We start from the raw sequence: 19,259 nt of genomic DNA, 5'->3' as shown, positions 1-19,259 counted from the left end.
ATACGCGCGATCTGCTTTATAATAGTTGCCTGTATCAGACCGGAATACTCTGTTCTGAGCGGGAGTGAGGACTGACGAACCTTTTCATTTACCACGTCAGTCGATTTTTGCCAGTAGTTTTGTCAAAAAAACCGACAAAACAGGAGCGGAGATGATGACAATGGGCTGGTACATGTTCGGTTGGGTGACTGTATGTCAATATTCCTGATGATATCTCTGGTAGGATGTTGTGCGATCATCATTTCGTCGGCAACGTTCGCAGTCGGCATGAAAAAAATGCGTAAATTAGACGATATGCCGGTCGGAGAAAGGGTGGATTGCCCACTGATATCAATCGTCGTACCTGCCTGCAATGAAGAGAAGAATATCGAAAGGTCCCTGCTGTCGCTTTTTGCACAGGAATATCAAAAGGTAGAGATAATTGTCGTAAATGATCGTTCTACTGACCGAACTTCGCAAGTACTCGATGCAGTAAAAAAACGCTTTCCCGGGCTTATCGTTCATGACGTTAAAAAATTGCCCGCGGGGTGGATGGGCAAGAGTCACGCCCTTTCTGCCGGTGCACTCCTGGCCAGGGGTGAATATCTGCTTTTCACCGATGCTGATGTTGTTATGGAGAAGACGACGGTTGCCAGATCGGTTGCATACATGGAGCGCAATCAGCTGGATCACCTGACGCTGATATTCAAAAATATGACCCACGGCTGGCTGCTCAACAGTCTTATCCTTGATTCGGCTATCGGTCTTATGGTTGTCTTCAAGCCCTGGCTCGCCAAAAAAAAAGGTACGCATTGGTTTGTCGGCATTGGTGCTTTTAATATGATCCGCCGCCGGGTATACAGCTCGATTGGCGGGCACGAAGCAATCAAAATGCATCCCGTTGACGATATGATGCTTGGCAGGGCCGTAAAAGATAATGGCTTTGCGCAGGATTGTCTGCTGGCCTACGATTTCGTCGTTGTTCCCTGGTACGATTCGGTCAGCGAAATGATAAAAGGTCTTGAGAAAAACATGTTTGCCGTGCTCCACTACCGCATTGCTCTTGTTCCGGTTGCGCTTTTGGCAATTATTATACCCAGTATCTGGCCACTGTGGGGGGTGAGTTTCGGGAGTGGATATGTCCGGAGTATTTGTCTTGCCACGATAGCTATTCGACTGGCAACATTCTATCAGGGCTTAGTGCGGCAGGGTCTGCCGGGCTGCTACTTGCCCGGATGTCTTCTGACACCTTATATTTCGTGTTATATCATTGTGAAATCGGCACTTGTTACGCTGATAAACAGAGGAATTACCTGGCGAGGCCAACACTATGCGCTGTCCGAGCTGCGCAAGACAACCCCATTTATCTTTTAGTGACTTAGAAAAAATACTTTTGCGCTGTTTGCAAGAGTATTTTTTCGTTAAGGAACTTATCCCGCGAAGCTTTTGGGCGGGATTAGTGGCCAATTGACAATTCCCTTGTGCTTTTTTAAGAAAATTATTTCGTGAAGGAACTTACCCCGCAACGCTTTTTGGCGGGGTTAGTGTGTTCTTCGCTGAGTGGTGCACGCTGCGCTTCTGATTTACAACCGGTGATTTGGTGTATATCATGACGGTGCAGGCAATAAGCAAGCCGGCCAGCCCGGTGAGGGCGAAGGTGAAGGTATGGAAGGTGTCAAAAACCAGACCAGCCAGGATCGGTGAAAATGAGGCGAGGATATTGCTGGAAAACAGCCAGCCATAAATATGGCTCACCCGGTCGGCCCCCCAGCAGCGAGCGGCCGATGCTACGTAAAGAACCAGCACCCCGCCGTAGTTGAAGCCGGTAAGGATCGAAAAAAGCCAGAAACCGGCCGCCGAATGAAGCATAAGCGGGGCGGCAAGCAGGACGATTGCCTGGAGCAACAAATTGGCCTGTATCGCAGTTGCCGACTGAACCCGGTCAAATATCACGCCCCAGACGATTCGTCCGGTGGCGTTGGCCAGAGCAAACAATGACACGCCGGTGATGCCGATCTGCACCGCATCGTCGCCCGCCGGGAACAGCTCTTTGAGATTGGCATTGACGGCAAAACCTGCGGCAAGACCAATGAACATCGCCCCGTAAAGCAGGCGAAAACTCGGGTGGGTCAGAATTTCTGAAATTTTTATGGGAGATGGCTTGGTAAAACGAATCCGTTGCGGAAAGCGCATGCAGGCGCCCGAAGCAACGATGATACCCATGAAACATAGGCCAAAGATAAAAAATGTCTGGAACGGGGTCAAGCCTGTGTTCATCAGCCATCCGCCGGTCTGGCTGACCAGGGCTGCGCCGCCGCCAAAACCCGCGACAGCGATGCCGGTGACCAGGCCTTTATTTTTTGGAAACCAGCGAATGCACACGGCAATCGGGACGATATAGGCCATTCCGGCACCAATGCCGCTGAGAACGCCGATGCCAAGAACAGTGAAGATAAAGTTGTTGCTGCCGAGACTGGCCAGGAGCCAGCCACCGCCAAAAAGCAGTCCCCCGACCATGGCACAGATCCTGGGGCCAATCCTGGGCAAAAAAGTTCCCGCAGCCATCATGGTAAGAGGAAACATAAAGTAAAAGACGGTAAACGGAATCTGCACCGGACCTTGTTCGAGCCCGAGCATTGTTTTGATTGGCTGGACGTAGACACTCCAGGAGTAGGTAGCTCCAAGGCACATCTGCATCATGAAGGCAGAGAGAAGAATTATAAATCGCATGAAGTCACCGGAGATTGATAAAAAACGATTTTTCTACTCGTTCCCTGTGCAGTTTGTCAAGGATTTCAAAAGTGAGCAAAAGAGCGGAATAAATTGTTGCTCTCTTTTTATCGACAGGTTATGAAGTTGGGTTCATATGATGCTTATTCAATAAAAATGGATGGAAATGATGAAAATATTAGTTATAAATTCAGGTAGTTCTTCAATTAAATTTCAACTTCTTGAGATGGCGGACGAATCTGTTCTGGCATCAGGTCTGGTCGAGAGAATTGGCGAAACCGAGGGTTTGATAAAATGTACAATGCGACCAGGGAGAAAAGATGAACTGGTGGTCAAAAATGCTACCGTCGTAGCCGATCATAAGAGCGGCATGCGGATGGTCGTTGACCTGCTGTCTGATGCCCGTCAGGGAGTGATTTCCAATTCAGGCGATATCGATGCAATCGGCCATCGCGTGGTGCATGGCGGCGAGGATTTTCATAAACCTACCGTTATTACCGGGGATGTTCTGGCGGCCATTGAAAGAAACATTCCCCTGGCACCGCTGCATAATCCGGCCAATCTTGACGGAATTCGCGTGGCGCAGGAATTGTTCGCCGGGGTCCCGCAGGTGGCAATTTTTGATACCGCCTTTCATCAGACCATTCCGCCACATGCCTATCTGTATGCCATTCCCTATGCTTTGTATGAGCAGCAGCGGGTGCGCCGCTACGGTTTTCACGGAACATCGCATAAATTCGTGGCCAGCGAGTGTGCACGGCTCATGGGCAAACCGCTTGAGGAACTCAATATGATTTCCATTCATCTTGGCAATGGTTGTTCCATGACCGCTATCCAGAATGGTCAAAGTATCGACACAACGCTTGGCCTCACTCCCCTGGAAGGGCTGGTGATGGGCACCCGCAGCGGTGACATCGATCCGGCTATTCATGCTTTTCTGGTGCGTAACTGCAGTATGGATATCGAGGGCATCGATGCGATGCTCAACAAGGACTCGGGGTTGAAAGGGCTCTGCGGGATGAACGATATGCGCGATATCCACGAGGCGATTGCCAAGGGGAATAAGCTCGCAAAACTTGCTCTTGATGTACAGACCTATCGCAATAAAAAATATGTGGGTGCCTATATGGCGGTACTCGGCCGGGTGGATGCGATCATCTTTACTGCAGGCATCGGCGAAAATGATGAAATCGTGCGGGAAATGACGCTGCGCGGGCTGGAGTCCTTTGGGGTCGTTATGGATCCTGCGGCGAATAATCAGCGGGTTAAAGCACCTACTCTTCTCAGCAAAGCTGAAAGTCGGGTGCAGATTTGGGGAATTCCAACGAATGAGGAATTGGCCATAGCCAGAGAAGCCAAAGCTGTACTTAATTCGTAAAAAAGAAAATTCAGGCCGGAAATGTGGCTTTTATGCTGTGGATTTTATTATAGATCTGCAGCATATTTTTATGTTCAGCGGAAATCTCCGGCCAGCTTCCCGCGAAATTGAGACCGGGAAATCGGGTTGTGCCGTTGACGATCGATATCGCTTCGTGCAATTCATTTTCCCGGTAAAATAGAGTGAGGCTTGCGGTGAAGTCGTGGATATCTGCCCCGGTTCTATGAAAATCAAGCAATGACTGCAGTAGCCGGTAGAGGCGTGTTCTGGCTGCAGGGAGCGCACCATAATCGATACACCAACTGCACCAGCCAAATGCTTCTTCCTTTCTGCCCAGGGCAAGAAGAAGAAGTGCTTTCAGTTCACCGATACGCAGGGTACCCCACGGTGACTGCTCGTCAAAGAGAACACCGATCGTTTGCGAAATCAACTGTTCGTCACTGAGTCCAAGCGTTTCCAGCAGGGTAAACAGCCGGGTAAGCTCTCTTTGATTCATCTCCGTCAGGCGGAGCAGTGAAGGGCGCAGCGCAGCACCACTCCCTTTGTTGTTCCAGACCATATCGTCGACAGGGTAAATTTCCGACATGCCCGGGACAAGTATCCGGCAGCTATACATCCCGCAGTGCAGGTACTCGGCGCGGTACGCATGGAAACCACTGGTGGTGATCAGCTGCTGCAGCCGGTGTAATTCCTGTTCTGTTGAGCCGATGAAATCCCAGGGAGAAAAATTATAATCCGCTTTGTCCTTAAACATATTCCAGGACAGCAGGCCGTCGGAGTCGACAAAATGACTCTCCAGATTAAAGGGATCGGCCACCTGTTCAAGATCATGACATGGTGGCTGGAACCCTTTAAACTGGTCAAGGTTCCTGCCCTGGAGCAGTTCAGTCAGGGTTCGCTCAACCGCGGTTTCAAACCGGCAGTTGGCCCCGAAAGCGGCAAAGACCCCGCCGCTGTCGGGGTCCGCGACAAGTACCGTGACTACCGGATATTGGCCGCCAAGAGAGGCATCTTTCACCCGGACCGATAGTTTTCTTTCGGCAAGCATGTCCAGGATGGTGCACAGTTTGGGGTATTTCGCAAGGCGGGTCTGCGGTACATCAGGCAGACTTATACCTTGCGCGATAACTCTATTTTTCACATAGCGTTCGATGATTTCCGAAAGTGCCTGGGAGCAGCATTCAGCGGGAGAGTTACCGGCGGCCATACCGTTGCTGACATATAAATTGTTGAGCAGGCTTACCGGGAAATAGGTCGTTTGGCCGGTTGAGAGAGACTGGAAGGGCAGGGTGCAGATGGCCCCGTCCCGCGAGTCGATATTGCTGTCGCGGAGATGGGCAGCGGTCAGTTCTTCATCTCTATGGTAAAAGGACCGCAGGTCTTTATTCAGCAGTTCAACTCCCTGGCGATTGTGGTGCGGAATGGAATCGTCGTCACCGGGAGGAAACCACACCTCATCGGGATAAAAATAGAAAGGTTGGGCGACCGCCTTGTCACCCAGGAAATAGTCGGCAAAAAACAGATTTGTTGCCAGTCTCTCAAAAAACTCGCCAAGGCCACTGGCAAGACTCGCCAGCTGTGATGTCCCTTTGCCGTTGGTGTAGAGATGGGGGCAGGCAACAGACTGGATATGGACGGACCAGCAGTTCGGCGCCGGATTCAACCAGCTCACTGCTTCGGTCGGAAGATCCATTGCCGTCAGTAAAGCTGTCGCGTTATCGATGGTATCTTCTAAGGCGAGATCTTTACCGGGCAGCAGTGTTTTGCAGGTCATGGAGTACTCATTGTTTCGTTAAGGAACTCGTCCCGCCCAAAAGCTTCGCGGGACTCAGTACGGTCCCGTGTTGTGCGGGGGATACGTTCCTTAATGAAACAATTTTCTGGAAAAAGCACAAGGAGATTGATAATTGGCCACTTATCCCGCCCAAAAGCTTCGCGGGATGAGTTCCTTCACGAAGTAATACTCTTGCAAAGAGCGCAAGAGTATTGATAATTGGTCACTAATCCCGCCTAAAAGCTTCGCGGGATAAGTTCCTTAACGAAATAATTTTCTTGAAAAAGCACAAGAAAATTATTTCTAAGTCGAATCCCGCCCAAAAGATTCGCGGGACTCTTTTCAGTACCCCCTTGAGGGGTGTAAGTTCCTTCACGAAGTAATACTCTTGCAAAGAGCGCAAGAGTATTACTTCTAAGTCACTAAATAGTCCCGGCAGAGCGCAGGGAGTCAGCCAGCATTTCCACGACAAAACGCATTTTCTCATCTGATCCGTGTTGCTGCAGGTTGTCCTGAATATGCATTACGCAAGTCGGGCAGCCGGTGGCGACGTATTCTACATCTGCGTCCTGGATGTTTTTTACCTTGTGGTTGTTGATTTTAATTGCCGTATCATAGTGGGTTATGCAGTAACTTCCCGCGCTTCCGCAACAGACCGCAGCGTCTTTCATCTCTTTAAACTGCACTCCCGGGATCATCTTCAACAACCTTCTCGGTTGTTCGCTGATTCCCTGGCCGCGTACCATATGACAGGGATCATGGTAGGATACCCGGTAGGGCAGGCGACCTAACTGATCTTCTTTAATATCGATATTTTTATCAATAAACTCATTGATGTCATAGACTTTCTCGGTGAAAGCCCGTAATTCCCGGCTGTCTTCGATGAAGACTTTGATCTCCTTTTTAAGGGACATCCCGCAGGACGAACAGGCGACGACAATGGCATCCAGATCATAGCGCTGGAATAAATTAAAATTATGCTCCATAAGCATTTTTGCCCCTTCGTAATCGCCGTTGGCGAGTACCGGGGTGCCATTGCATTTTTGTTGCTTGGGAATGACCACTTCATAGCCGAAGCCGGTGAGGATATCAACCACCGACTTGGCGACGTTGGTATAGATCAGATTGCCGGCACAGCCAGTGAAATAACCGATACGCCCTTTGGTCGGGCCCGTTTTAGGTGGAATTACCTCAGGGTATTGGCTTTGCGCGCTCCTGAGAGCCATCTGGGGAAAGAATCTTCTCTTGGAAAAGCCGAAAAGGGGAAAGAGATGGCGCACCGGATTCTTCGGGCCAATACCAAAGAGAGCTCGCTGGGCAACGCCAATCAACATGGCGCCGACGGTGATTGGCCATTTACGCCAGAGCAGCTGGCGGAAAATAAGCGCCCGCAAAAAACCGAGTCCTTCCTGGGTGGTAATATACCAGCGCAATCTCAGAACAACGTGCTCGGGGCTGACGCCGGCAGGGCAGTTGGCTGAACAGGTCTTGCAATTCAAACATTCATTGATGGCGTCTTTTACCCTCTGGGTGATCTGGAGATCGCCGGAGACAATTTTTTCCGCCAGTTTGTTTTTACCCCGGGCAACATAGAGTTCATTGCCCATTTCTTTAAAAACAGGACAGACTGACCGACATTTGCCGCATTGCATGCATTTTTGAAATTCCTTGGCAGCTTGCAGCAGATGGTTTTCAGCCTGTTTTTTTACAGCAGCGTGCGTATTCATATCTTGTTACCTCACTTACGCCGACTGTTGCTCAGGCATGTCAAACATCTTGCCTGGGTTGAGCAGGTTAAGCGGATCAAAGGTCTTTTTGATGTTCTGGAGCATCCTGATCCCTTCAGCGCCTATCTGATTTTGTAAAAATGGTTTTTTTTCCAAGCCGATGCCGTGCTCTCCGGAGATAGTTCCCTCAAGGTCGATGGCCAGCTGGAAGAGTTCCGCAACGCCCTTTTCAGCCCGGGCCTTTTCGTCTTTGTCCTGCATATCCAGCAGGATAGTTGGATGGAGGTTGCCGTCACCGGCGTGCCCGAAGATACCTATCTGCAGACCGTATTTTGCAGCGATCTGACTGATGCCGCGGACCATGTCCGGCAATTTGGACCGCATGACTGTCGCGTCTTCGAGAATGAGATTGGGTCTGACGCTGGCCAGGGCGTTCAAGGCCACGCGGCGTCCCTCGAATAGCCGGTTGCGCTCTTCGGTGCTTTTTGCTCTGGCAAATTCACGGATGTCATTCTTTTTGACTTCCACTTCAACTTTAGCCATTTCGGCAATAGCGGAATTTTTCTCGCCATCCGTCTCGATCAGCAGTACCGCCGCACCGTCCCGGGGAAGTCCGCAATCCTTGAAATTCTGGATAGAATTGATCGTCACATTATCCATAAACTCCATCGTCGAGGGCGTTACTCCGGCGGCGATGATAGCGGAAACGGCACGCGCGGCGCCATCTAGGCTGTTGAATATTGCCAGAGCAGACTCGCGATGTTCCGGCACAGGCAATAAGGCAAGGGTTACCTCAGTCATGATCCCGAGCAATCCCTCACTGCCGACGAAAATGCCTTCCATGTTGAATCCTGCGACATGCTTGACGCATTTATTGCCCATCGTGACGATATCGCCCTGGGGGAGGACGACTTTCATCATTTTCACATAATCCTTGGTAACGCCATATTTCAAACCGCGAAGGCCGCCGGCATTTTCCGCGACGTTGCCGCCGATTGTTGAAAAAGCGACGCTGCCCGGGTCGGGCGGATAAAAGAGATTAGCCTTGGCGGCTATCGGGTCGATGTCGGCAGTGGTCATGCCGGCTTCAACAGTGATCAGGCGGTTGGCAGGATCAAAGTCAATAAGACGATTCATTTTGTCCATACACAGGACAATGCCTTTTTTCAAGGGAACCGAACCACCTGATAAGCCGCTCCCCTGACCGCGGGGGGTGACGGGAATTTTTTCGCGATAAGCGAATTGCATCAGTTTGCTGACCTGCTCGGTGGCGGTTGCAAACACAACTGCCTCCGGTTGAATTTCCACATGCGAGGCGTCATAGCTATATGCTACCATATCCTCGATTTCGGTGAGGACGTTCTTTTCACCAAAAATAGCTTGTAATTCCTCAACTTTACTTCTAATCATGTCGTGCTCCGTTGACGTTGAAACAGCTTGCGAGGCTGCAGTGTTCTAAAGGTAGTACCAATCTTAAAATGTACCAATGGTCTTGTCAAGAATAATAATAAATACCAGGTAAAATTATTAACCAACTAATATAACTATATAAATATATTTGGCGTGGTGGGACGCCAGGGCAGGATTAAATTGGTATTACCAATAGGCCTATGCCGTGTCTGCCATGGGAAAGGATAATTGAAAAGAAGAAACACAGTAGTCGCTTAGCTTGACATTTATTTATGAATATTTTTGAAGAGAAACTCAAATAAAACTGACTAGTATTGTGTTCTTTGCGGGTATAACGAAAAGGTGTTTCGAGCCACCATCAACATCTCTCCTAATATTAAGGAGATGAGGACGGTTTGCTTCATGTATAAGAATTAGCGATGTGATATAACAAAGAAAAAGAAATATTGATTGTGATCTACTTTGTGGAGTTCCAAGAGAAAAATTCCCAATTACAAGTTGTAAGTGTGAAAATATATGATATATTTGGGCCCGATAAGCAATCGAAAGTAAGAGATGTATCGAAGTGTCTGATTTTGCAATGCCAGGTTATGAATAAAGTAATATTCGTACATTGTGCTGATCAATGCTGCTGATGGTGGATATTGCTGAACCGCGAATTAAAGAAAACAGTTAAATCCCTTTAATTCCTGAGCGGAGAAGGAAAACCGAATGAGTGAATGCACCATCACATTTCTACCCCATGATAGAGCCATAACTGTCTCTTCGGGGGAAAGTCTCATTCGGGCTGCGCTTCAGGCCGGTGTTCATATTAACGCCTCGTGCGGTGGCGAAGGCGTCTGCGGAAAATGTCGTGTCCTTGTCGAAAAAGGAAGCGTTGCAGGCGGTATCTCCGAAAGGCTCAGCAAAGAGGACAGTGCGAAAGGGTACCGTCTGGCCTGTCTGGCACGCGTAACTGAAGACGTCACCGTCCGCATTCCGATCGAATCTTCCATCGACAAAAGTGTAATGAACCTGCTGGCGACTCCACGCAGGACTGCCGCTATTCGGCAGATGGACTTTGAGAGCCTGAAGGAAGAAGGCCTGTTTATCCCCCCCGTCGCCAAAATATTCCTGACTCTCACCCCTCCAGATGCGCAGAATAATATGCCTGATGTCACCAGGCTGATCGAGCATCTCAAGCTGGAGGCTAATGAACATAAGCTGGAACTCACCCTGGAAGTTATCCGCAAACTCCCTTCGGTCATGCGGGAAAGTGATTTTCAGGTAACAGTCACGGTGATCCGTCCCGTAAGAAGCGACGGGAAAAATCTTATTATCAATGTCCAGCCTGGCGATACGACCAACGAGATTTACGCCGTTGCCATGGATATCGGTACGACAACCATTTATGGGCAGCTGATTCATCTGACCACCGGCAAGTGCCTGGCTGAAGCGGGAGATTTTAATGGTCAGATAAGTTACGGAGAAGACGTCATTACCCGTATAATCTATGCGGAAAAACCTGGGGGACTCGAGAAACTTCAGGAGGTTGTGGTCAGCACCATGAACAGCGTGCTTGAAAAGATCATCCGTAAGGCGAAGGTCGACCGGGAAGATATTTCGACCATTACGCTTTCCGGCAACACCACCATGACGCAGCTGTTTCTTAAAATTGATCCACGCAATATCCGCAGAGCCCCCTACGTCCCGACTGCCACGCTGTATCCGCCGTTTACCGCGGGATCCATCGGCATCAACATAAACCAGCATGCCATAGCGCTTATCTACCCGCAGGTTTCCAGTTTCGTCGGTGGCGATATAGTTGCCGGCGTCATGGGTTCCGGAATGTATCGCAAAGAAGAGCTGACACTTTTTCTCGATATCGGCACCAATGCAGAATTAGTGGTCGGCAATAAGGACTGGCTGGCCTGCACCGCCTGCTCAGCCGGCCCGGCTTTTGAAGGAGGCGGCATTGAATTCGGCATGCGCGCCGCTCAAGGAGCTATTGAGGATTTTTCTCTTGATCCCATCACTTTTGAACCGATGATCTTCACCATCGGTGATGTTCGGCCAAAGGGTATTTGCGGTTCCGGCCTGATTACCATGGCCGCCGTTATGTTCGAAATGGGTTTGATCAATAATCGGGGTAAGTTTAATCGCGATCTCGGCACCTCCCGCGTTAGAAAATCCAATCATGTGTGGGAATATGTCATTGCCTGGAAAGAAGAGACCCAGCTTGATCGGGATATTGTCTTGACCGAACCGGATCTCGACAATCTTATTCGGGCTAAAGGCGCTATCTATAGTGGTTGCATGACATTGCTTGAAGAAGTAGGATTGTCGATGGCCGAAGTCGATCACATCATCTTGGCCGGCGGCTTCGGCAGTTATATTGATCTGGAAAAAGCGATGGTCCTGGGACTTTTGCCCGAGGTCGATCCGGAGCGTGTTACCTTTATCGGCAACGGTTCACTTATGGGTGCACGGATGAGTTCTTTGACGAACAGAATTCGTCAGGACGTCGTGTCGGTGACTCAGAAAATGACCAACTTTGAACTTTCTGAGACGCCATCATATATGAATAATTACATTGCAGCGATGTTTCTGCCGCACACGGAAATAGAGAAATTTCCACGACTGCAGGCACGTTTGAAGGCAAGGGGGAAGTGAGATATAAAAGCATAATAAGAGCATAACGCACGTCTCTTGCCCGGTCTGAACGGAACGCTGTACTGCATGAATTAAATATTTTTAGTAAACATTTTGTACCTCTTGTTGTTTGGCTAGTGTTAAAAGGGAGGGTTGATGTTGAAGTCAGATGCAACCTTCAGGAGAAAAATTACTCACCAGTAAGGAGGCAAAAGTGGGATTTAAACTAAAGAAGGAATCCTATAGCGGCGGCATTAAAGCAATTTCCATTGGAAAAGGTGATGCAGCTATTACTGTGGGAGGTGAGACATGCTTTCCCTTCTATACATTCGAAGGCAGCATGCCGAACAAGCCCATTATTGCAATGGAAATCTGGGATATGGAGCCTGAGGACTGGGCAGAACCTGTAATGGCCCAATTCAAAGATGTAGCCTCCGATCCCGCCGCCTGGGCAAAAAAATGCGTCGAAAAATTTGGTGCCGATGCAATCGTCGTGCAGCTGAAAAGTATTGACCCGAATGACAAAGATGCAAGTCCTCAATCAGCTGCCGAAACGGTTAAAAAAGTTCTGGCGGCAGTCAACGTTCCCGTCATCGTATGGGGCTGTGCAAATCCAGCGAAAGATGAAGCGGTATTAAAGGTTGTTGCCGAGGAATGTCAGGGCCAGAATCTGGTGCTTGGCCCGGTCGAAGAGAAGAACTACAAGGGGATCGGCGCTGCGGCCATGGGCTACGGCCATGCGGTCATCTCCTCTTCCCCTATTGATGTCAACCTTGCCAAGCAGGTGAACATCCTCCTGGAAAACCTCGGTATGCCAATGGAGCGCGTGTTGGTTGATCCGACCACCGGTGGCCTCGGCTACGGTCTGGAATACACCTACTCGGTCATGGAGCGATTAGCCATGGCAGCAATGGTCCAGGGTGATGAAAAACTCCAGTTTCCGATGATCAACAACCTTGGCAATGAGATCTGGAAATGCAAAGAAGCCAAGCAGCCATCTGCCGAAGCCCCTCTTCTCGGGGATCAGGAAAAACGAGGGATCATGATGGAAGCCGTTGGTGCGGTAACCTATCTGCTCAGTGGTTCCAACATTCTTATTATGCGTCATCCTGAAGCGATCAAATTGGTCAAGCAATTCATCAATGCGCTGGCTGATGGTGGCTCGCTGACTGATGCCGCCGCCATAACCAAAATCCTGGAAGAAGCGAAAATTGATTTTGCAGCGCTTGCCCCGGCCCCCGATCTGACCATTGTCGAGGAAGAAAAGAAAGCAGGTCCTGCCAAGAAGGCCGCTCCCGCTGCCCCTGCCGCTAAAGCACCCGCTGCACCTGCTGCTCAGGCTGCCGCTCCCGCCGCACCTGCCCCGGCTGCGCCAAAAGCAGAAGAAAAAGCTGCACCTGCCGTAGATCCTGCCGCAGCCGCCAAAGCTGCTGCCGAGGCTGAGGCCAAAGCTGCTGCTAAAGCTGAAGCCGATGCCAAGGCCAAAGCTGCCGCCGAGGTCAAAGCTAAAGCTGATGCCGAAGCCAAGGCAAAAGCTGATGCCGAAGCCAAAGCAAAAGCTGAAGCAGATAAATTGAAGGCCGAAGCACAGCAAAGAGAAGACGACGAGAAGGCTTTGAAGAGGCTGAGAGCGCAGGCTAAAAAAGCTCATGATGAGTCTGCCGCAAGTAAACCTGTTGCTGAAATGGCGATGACCGCCGCTGCGGAGCAAAAAACCGCCCAGGAAAAAATTCTCGATATGTTGGATAGATTCCACAAGAGAAAATAAATCAGAATATCAATTTATGCATGAAGCAAAGCTCTTGAGATAATAAAAAAATCTCAAAACTCTATGAAGAGGAACATTGATATGGCAGAATTAAAAGAAAAAATCGTTAAATTAGCTGATGCAAGCACCGCGTCAATTGACCAGTCTACCCAGGAGATGATCCGCAGAGCCCAACAGCTCGGCGTTGAAACCGTGTTTGACCGGGCGGTAACCATGAAGCCCTGTGCCATCGGTATGCAGGGTATCTGTTGTAAGAACTGTGCAATGGGACCATGCCGACTGCCGTTGCCTAAAGATGGCATCCAGGGCGAAGATACCCGCAAAGGGCTTTGCGGCGCTACCGCCAACACCATCTGTGCCAGAAACTTTATTCGTATGATCGCCGGTGGAGCAGCCGCTCACTCCGACCATGGCCGAAATGTCGCTATTACCTTCCTGGCCGCGGCTAAGGGAGAAGTCGAAGATTACAAGATCAAGGATCCGGTAAAACTCTTTCAGATTGCGCCGTATTATGGTGTTGCCACCACCGTAGAGGTTGATGGCGTGGTCAAGGATCGTGATCTCAGAGAAGTTGCCATTGCGGTTGGCGAAGTGGCTGTGGCAGAATGGGGTAAACCAACCGGCAATCTCCATATGATCAAAAGAGCACCACAACCCCTCCAGGATAAGTGGGCGGAACAAGGTGTCATTCCCCGTAACGTCGATCGCGAGATAGTTGAAATCATGCATCGTACCCATATGGGCGTTGATCAGGACTACAAAAATCTGATGAAGCAGGGAACCAGGGCATCTCTTGCTGATGGCTGGGGTGGTTCCATGATCGGGACCGACCTGCAGGACGTTATGTTCGGCACTCCTACTCCTCTGCAGGCCGAGGCTGATCTTGGCGTCATGAAAGCGGACCACGTAAACATCATCGTGCATGGTCATGAGCCTCTCTTGTCCGAAATGATCGTTGCTGCTGCACAGTCCCAGGAGTTGATAGACTATTCTAAATCGAAGGGTGCGAAAGGAATACAGTTGGCCGGTATTTGCTGTACCGCTAACGAAGTGCTCCAACGCCATGGCGTTCCACCCGCAGGAACCTTCCTCCAGCAGGAACTCGCCATCATTACCGGTGCCTGTGATGCAATGGTTGTTGACGTCCAGTGTATCTTCCAGAACCTGGCCAATGTTGCCAAGTGCTTTCATACCAAGCTGATCACTACGCATCCAATTGCCAGGATGGAGCAGCCGAATGTTCTGCACATCGAGTTTGATGAGCACCATGCAATGGAAGATGCGATCCGCATTGTTAAAATTGCTATTGATAACTATGAGAATCGTGGTGCCGAGGTTATGATTCCCCGTCATAAATCAAGCCAGGTTGCCGGCTTTGGCGTGGAGTCAATCAAATACCACCTGGGTGGAAGTTTCCGAGGCGATTATTTCACCTTGAATGACAATATCATCAACGGCCGTATTCGTGGTATCGCTGGTGTTGTTGGCTGTAATAACGCCCGTACCAAGCACAATGACGAACATATCACTATCATTAAAGAATTGATCAAGAACGATGTCATCGTTTTGACCACTGGTTGTAGTGCCATTGCTGCCGGTATGCACGGGCTTTGCACTCCTGAGTCGGCTGCCGTCCATTGTGGTCCCGGCCTTCGTGAGGTTTGTGAGACTGTTGGCATCCCGCCTGTCCTGCATCTCGGCTCCTGTGTCGATAACAGCCGGATCCTGCTTGCCGCAACGGAGGTTGTTAAAGCCGGTGGTCTCGGCAACGATATCTGTGATCTGCCGGCCGCGGGCAGTGCGCCTGAGTGGATGAGCGAGAAGGCTATCTCTATTGGTCAATATTTTGTCGCCTCGGGTGTCTACACCGTCTTTGGGTATCATATGCCTGTTGAAGGTGCCCCGGTCTTCAAAGACTATCTCTATAAAGACATGGAGAAAATGTATGGCGGCATGTGGGATTGTGAGCCCGATCCTGTAAAGCATGCACATAAAATGATCGCCCATATTGACAAGAAACGTAAGGAACTTGGCATCGATAAAGCCCGTGACAGGGTTCTTATGGATATGGCTGACAGACAAGCCCTTGGAATGGAATAATATAATATCAGCGATTACGTTATTACTAATATAAGGAGTAAAGCATGTCTAGACTAGTAGCATTTGCAGCTATACAGGGCGGGTACAAGGTTGTGTCCCAGGTGGAAGGTGATCTTGAAAGGGCTCTTCAGACCTATGATGCCAGCACAAAAATTGGTTTTCCAAATACCGCGTACTATCTTCCGGTAATCTATTCTCTCACTGGTATGAAGTGTGAGACCCTGGAAGATCTGAAAAAACCCATGGAATTTGCTCGCGGATTGTTGCCACCGCACATTAAAGGAAGCAATCATCTGCCTTATCTTGGGCCGCTTCTCGATGCAGGTATGGCTGGAATATTTGCCTATGAGATCAAGGAGGCCCTGCGTATCCTTCGTGAGCCGGATTTCTACCTGGATGCTGAAGATCCGGATATCGATGCCGGGAAACTCTGGGTTGGTCCTGCCAGTGACATTATTCTCAGAAAGCGTGGCGTCGAATTCGTTGACGGCTCGGCCCCCGGCTTTGCGGCAATCGTTGGTGCAGCCCCCAATGCCGAGATTGCCAAGATGATCGTCGAAGATTATCAGAAGAAAAACCTCTATATCTTCTGCGCCGCCAACCACAACGGTAAGACAGTGATCGAGCAGTGCCTCCAGGCCGGTATGCAGATCGGCTGGAATACCCGTATTGTACCTTTTGGTCCGGATATTTCTTCGGCAGTCTTCGCCCTCGGTTTTGCCAATAGAGCGGCAATGGCCTTTGGTGGCGTGCAGCCTGGCGACTATCGCAAGATGTTGATGTACAATAAAAATCGTATCTTTGCCTTTGTCAACGCACTGGGCGATGTTGGAACCGAGTGGGCTGTTGCCGCTGCCGGTTGTGTTAACTGGGGCTTCCCGACTCTTGCCGATACCGACATTCCGGAAATTCTGCCGACTGGTATCTGTACTTACGAGCATGTTGTTGCCAACGTGCCGCACGATGAGATCTGCCAGAAATCCGTTGAGGTTCGCGGTCTGAAGATCAATGTCACCGAGATTGATATTCCTCTGGCATTTGGACCGGCCTTTGAGGGTGAGCGGGTACGTGGCGGTGATCTCTTTGGTCAGATGGGCGGTGGTAAAACCCAGTGTACTGAGCTGGTCAATATGGCTGAGATGGGTGAGATTGAGGATGGTAAAGTTACCGTTGTTGGTCCTGACATCAAGGATATGAAAGAAGGCGACACGCTGCCGCTGGGTATTTTTGTGCAGATAGCCGGTCGTGAGTTCCAGTCTGATTTCGAGCCGATCATGGAGAGGCAGATTCATCACCTGGTCAACTATATCCAGGGAATAATGCACATTGGACAACGTGATATCTCCTGGATTCGCATAAGTAAAGCCGCAGTTGAGAAAGGCTTTAGCCTGAAGGATATCGGCGTTGTGCTGCATGCTAAATTCCATCAGGATTTCCAGAAGATTGTTGATAAGGTTCAGGTCACTCTGTTTACCAACAAAGAAGATGTTGACAAGATGACGACCAAAGCCAGGGCCGAATATAAAGTCCGTGATGAGCGGGTCGACAAAATGACCGACGAAGATGTTGAGCTGTTTTATTCCTGCAGTCTCTGTCAATCTTTCGCGCCGAGTCATGTATGTACGGTAAGCCCTGAAAGAACTGGGCTTTGCGGAGCTTATAACTGGATGGATTGTAAAGCGTCTTATGAGATCAATCCGACAGGACCTAACCAGCCAATCCCTAAAGGTAAACTCCTTGATCCGGTTCTTGGCCGTTTTGAAGGTGTTGATGAATTCATCAAGAGTGCATCTAAAGGTGCAATCGATACCTATAATCTCTACTCCATGGTTCAGGCCCCGATGACCACCTGTGGCTGCTGTGAATGTATTGCCGCCATGCTGCCTGGTTGCAACGGTATCATGACTGTTGGTCGCGATTACACCGGTGAGACTCCTTCCGGTATGAAGTTTACCACGCTTGCTGGTGTCATGGGCGGCGGGGCTTCTTCGCCAGGATTTGTTGGCCATTCAAAATTTAACATTACCCAGAAGAAGTTCATCCTCGGTGATGGTGGCTTACTCCGAATGGTCTGGATGCCTAAAATTGTCAAGGATGAAATCCGCGACAGATTGAACAAGCGAGGCGCGGAAATGGGCGTTGAGAATTTCGCTGATATGATCGCCGATGAGACTGTTGGGATCACGGAAGACGAGATTTTGCCATGGCTCAAAGAAAAAGGCCATCCTGCCTTGAGCATGCCTTCGATTATTTGATTATTTTTTTAGCAGATGCCCGGTTTCAGCATCAGCTGCAACCGGGCACATCCAGCTGTGAAATATATTTAAGGAGACAACACAAATGGCGTTAACAGGAATTCAAATCTTCAAACTCCTGCCTAAAACCAACTGTAAGGAGTGTGGAGTTCCGACGTGCCTCGCTTTTGCCATGAACCTCGCGTCTGGCAAAGCAGAACTTGATGCTTGCCCGTATGTGTCTGATGATGCCAGGGCGCAGCTTGCCGCAGCTTCTGCACCTCCTATTCGTCCGGTGGCTCTTGGTAAAGGTGTCCGTGCGACGAAGACTGGTGGAGAGACCGTTCTTTACCGGCATGAAAAAACATTTTTCAATCCTACACTGTTGGCAGGGACTATAACCTCTGATAGCGCAGAAGCGGATGTCGCCGCCAAGCTTAAGTCCTGGAATGCGCTGCAGTATGAGCGGGTAGGTCTTAATCTGCGTCCGGAACTGGTGGCATTGAAAGACGTTAATGGTGACGGTGTCGCATTTGCTGCCCTTGCCAAACTGATTGCCGAAACTTCGGAATTCAATCTTATTTTGATGAGTGATAAGGCCGAAGTCATCAGTGGTGCCGTTGCCACCGCCGGCTTCAAGCGTCCTTTGATTTATGCAGCGACCGCTGAAAACGTTGATGCATTTGGTAAAATTGCCCTGGATAATGAGTTGCCGTTGGCGGTTAAGGCTGATTCCATTGATGGAATTACCGCTCTTACCGACAAATTGGTGGGCATGGGACTGAAAGATCTGGTTATAGATTCAGGAGCAAGAGAAGTAAAACAGGCGCTCGAAGATCAGGTTGCAATTCGTCGGGCGGCACTCAAAGACGGAAATCGTTCCCTTGGTTTTCCCACAATCTGTTTCCCGAGCGAAATGGCCTCCACAATCGAGATGGAAGGACTCATTGCCAGTATGTTTGTCGCCAAGTATGGCGGCATCGTCGTTCTGTCCGATATGACCACCGAAGTCATTTTCCCTTTGCTGTTGGAGCGTCTGAATATCTATACCGATCCGCAGCGGCCAATGACGGTTGTCGAAGGTATATTTGAGATTGGGAATCCGGACGAGAATTCTCCGGTTCTGGTTACCACCAACTTCGCTTTGACCTACTTCATTGTCTCCGGTGAGATCGAGGCGAGCAGGGTTCCTGCCTGGTTGCTCATCAAAGACTCAGAGGGACTGTCTGTTCTTACCGCGTGGGCTGCGGGTAAATTTAGCGGTGACGATGTCGGTATGTTCGTGAAGAAAAGCGGTATCATGGATAAGGTTAAGCATACTGAGCTGATTATCCCTGGGTACGCTGCCGCGATCGCCGGTGATGTTGAAGAAGAGCTGCCGGGCTGGAACATTGTCGTCGGTCCAAGAGAGGCTGCTCATATCGCCGGATTCCTGAAAAGCAGATAAATACAGGCGATAGAATCTTTTGCCGGCTGTTTCTCTTGTGAAGCGCCGGCAAATTTTTTATAGACTATCGTGAGACGGGTC

Annotated in this window: 11 protein-coding genes; 7 read left to right on the top strand and 4 right to left on the bottom strand. The window is 49.8% G+C overall.

The window, feature by feature from the left end; genetic code table 11:
* Positions 1-192 precede the first annotated feature (192 nt).
* Positions 193-1,353: a glycosyltransferase family 2 protein gene (locus FCL47_RS11655; protein ID WP_136813691.1), complete on the top strand. Its 1,161-nt coding sequence runs from the start codon at positions 193-195 to the stop codon at positions 1,351-1,353.
* Between the two features lie 141 nt (positions 1,354-1,494).
* Here the strand turns inward: FCL47_RS11655 and FCL47_RS11650 are convergent, their stop codons facing one another.
* Positions 1,495-2,709 carry an MFS transporter gene (locus FCL47_RS11650; protein WP_136813690.1) on the bottom strand — a complete coding sequence of 405 codons (1,215 nt, stop codon included), beginning with the start codon at positions 2,707-2,709 and terminating at the stop codon, positions 1,495-1,497.
* Positions 2,710-2,878: 169 nt separating this feature from the next.
* On the opposite strand from FCL47_RS11650, the gene FCL47_RS11645 reads away from it, so the two are divergent.
* Positions 2,879-4,087, top strand: a complete 1,209-nt coding sequence (locus FCL47_RS11645) for an acetate kinase (RefSeq protein ID WP_136813928.1) — start codon at positions 2,879-2,881, stop codon at positions 4,085-4,087.
* Positions 4,088-4,097: 10 nt separating this feature from the next.
* Here the strand turns inward: FCL47_RS11645 and FCL47_RS11640 are convergent, their stop codons facing one another.
* The 3 genes from FCL47_RS11640 to FCL47_RS11630 form a co-directional block, all read right to left on the bottom strand.
* Positions 4,098-5,861 (bottom strand): YcaO-like family protein, encoded by a 1,764-nt coding sequence (locus tag FCL47_RS11640; protein ID WP_136813689.1) that lies wholly within the window; start codon positions 5,859-5,861, stop codon positions 4,098-4,100.
* A 422-nt stretch (positions 5,862-6,283) separates the two neighbouring features.
* Positions 6,284-7,588 (bottom strand): (Fe-S)-binding protein, encoded by a 1,305-nt coding sequence (locus FCL47_RS11635; RefSeq protein ID WP_136813688.1) that lies wholly within the window; start codon positions 7,586-7,588, stop codon positions 6,284-6,286.
* A gap of 15 nt (positions 7,589-7,603) precedes the next feature.
* Positions 7,604-8,998 (bottom strand): FAD-binding oxidoreductase, encoded by a 1,395-nt coding sequence (locus FCL47_RS11630; RefSeq protein ID WP_136813687.1) that lies wholly within the window; start codon positions 8,996-8,998, stop codon positions 7,604-7,606.
* 711 nt (positions 8,999-9,709) lie between these two features.
* Between FCL47_RS11630 and FCL47_RS11625 the strand changes: the two genes are divergently transcribed.
* The 5 genes from FCL47_RS11625 (at position 9,710) to acsC (ending at position 19,178) form a co-directional block, all read left to right on the top strand.
* A complete protein-coding gene (locus tag FCL47_RS11625; RefSeq protein ID WP_136813686.1) occupies positions 9,710-11,650 on the top strand; it encodes an ASKHA domain-containing protein in 1,941 nt (646 codons plus the stop codon).
* Positions 11,651-11,843: 193 nt separating this feature from the next.
* Entirely contained in the window at positions 11,844-13,397 is a 1,554-nt protein-coding gene (locus tag FCL47_RS11620; RefSeq protein ID WP_205747300.1) for an acetyl-CoA decarbonylase/synthase complex subunit delta, read from the top strand.
* Between the two features lie 81 nt (positions 13,398-13,478).
* On the top strand, positions 13,479-15,497 hold the full coding sequence (gene cooS, locus FCL47_RS11615; RefSeq protein WP_136813684.1) for an anaerobic carbon-monoxide dehydrogenase catalytic subunit: 2,019 nt from the start codon (positions 13,479-13,481) through the stop codon (positions 15,495-15,497).
* A gap of 44 nt (positions 15,498-15,541) precedes the next feature.
* Complete coding sequence (gene acsB, locus FCL47_RS11610; protein ID WP_136813683.1) at positions 15,542-17,752, top strand: acetyl-CoA decarbonylase/synthase complex subunit alpha/beta; 2,211 nt, start codon at positions 15,542-15,544, stop codon at positions 17,750-17,752.
* 85 nt (positions 17,753-17,837) lie between these two features.
* Positions 17,838-19,178, top strand: coding sequence for an acetyl-CoA decarbonylase/synthase complex subunit gamma (gene acsC, locus FCL47_RS11605; protein WP_136813682.1), 1,341 nt, complete (start codon positions 17,838-17,840; stop codon positions 19,176-19,178).
* Positions 19,179-19,259: the final 81 nt, after the last annotated feature.

It is taken from the genome of Desulfopila sp. IMCC35006, assembly GCF_005116645.1.
Lineage (GTDB): Bacteria > Desulfobacterota > Desulfobulbia > Desulfobulbales > Desulfocapsaceae > Desulforhopalus_A.
This window is presented reverse-complemented; position numbering and strand designations above follow the sequence as displayed.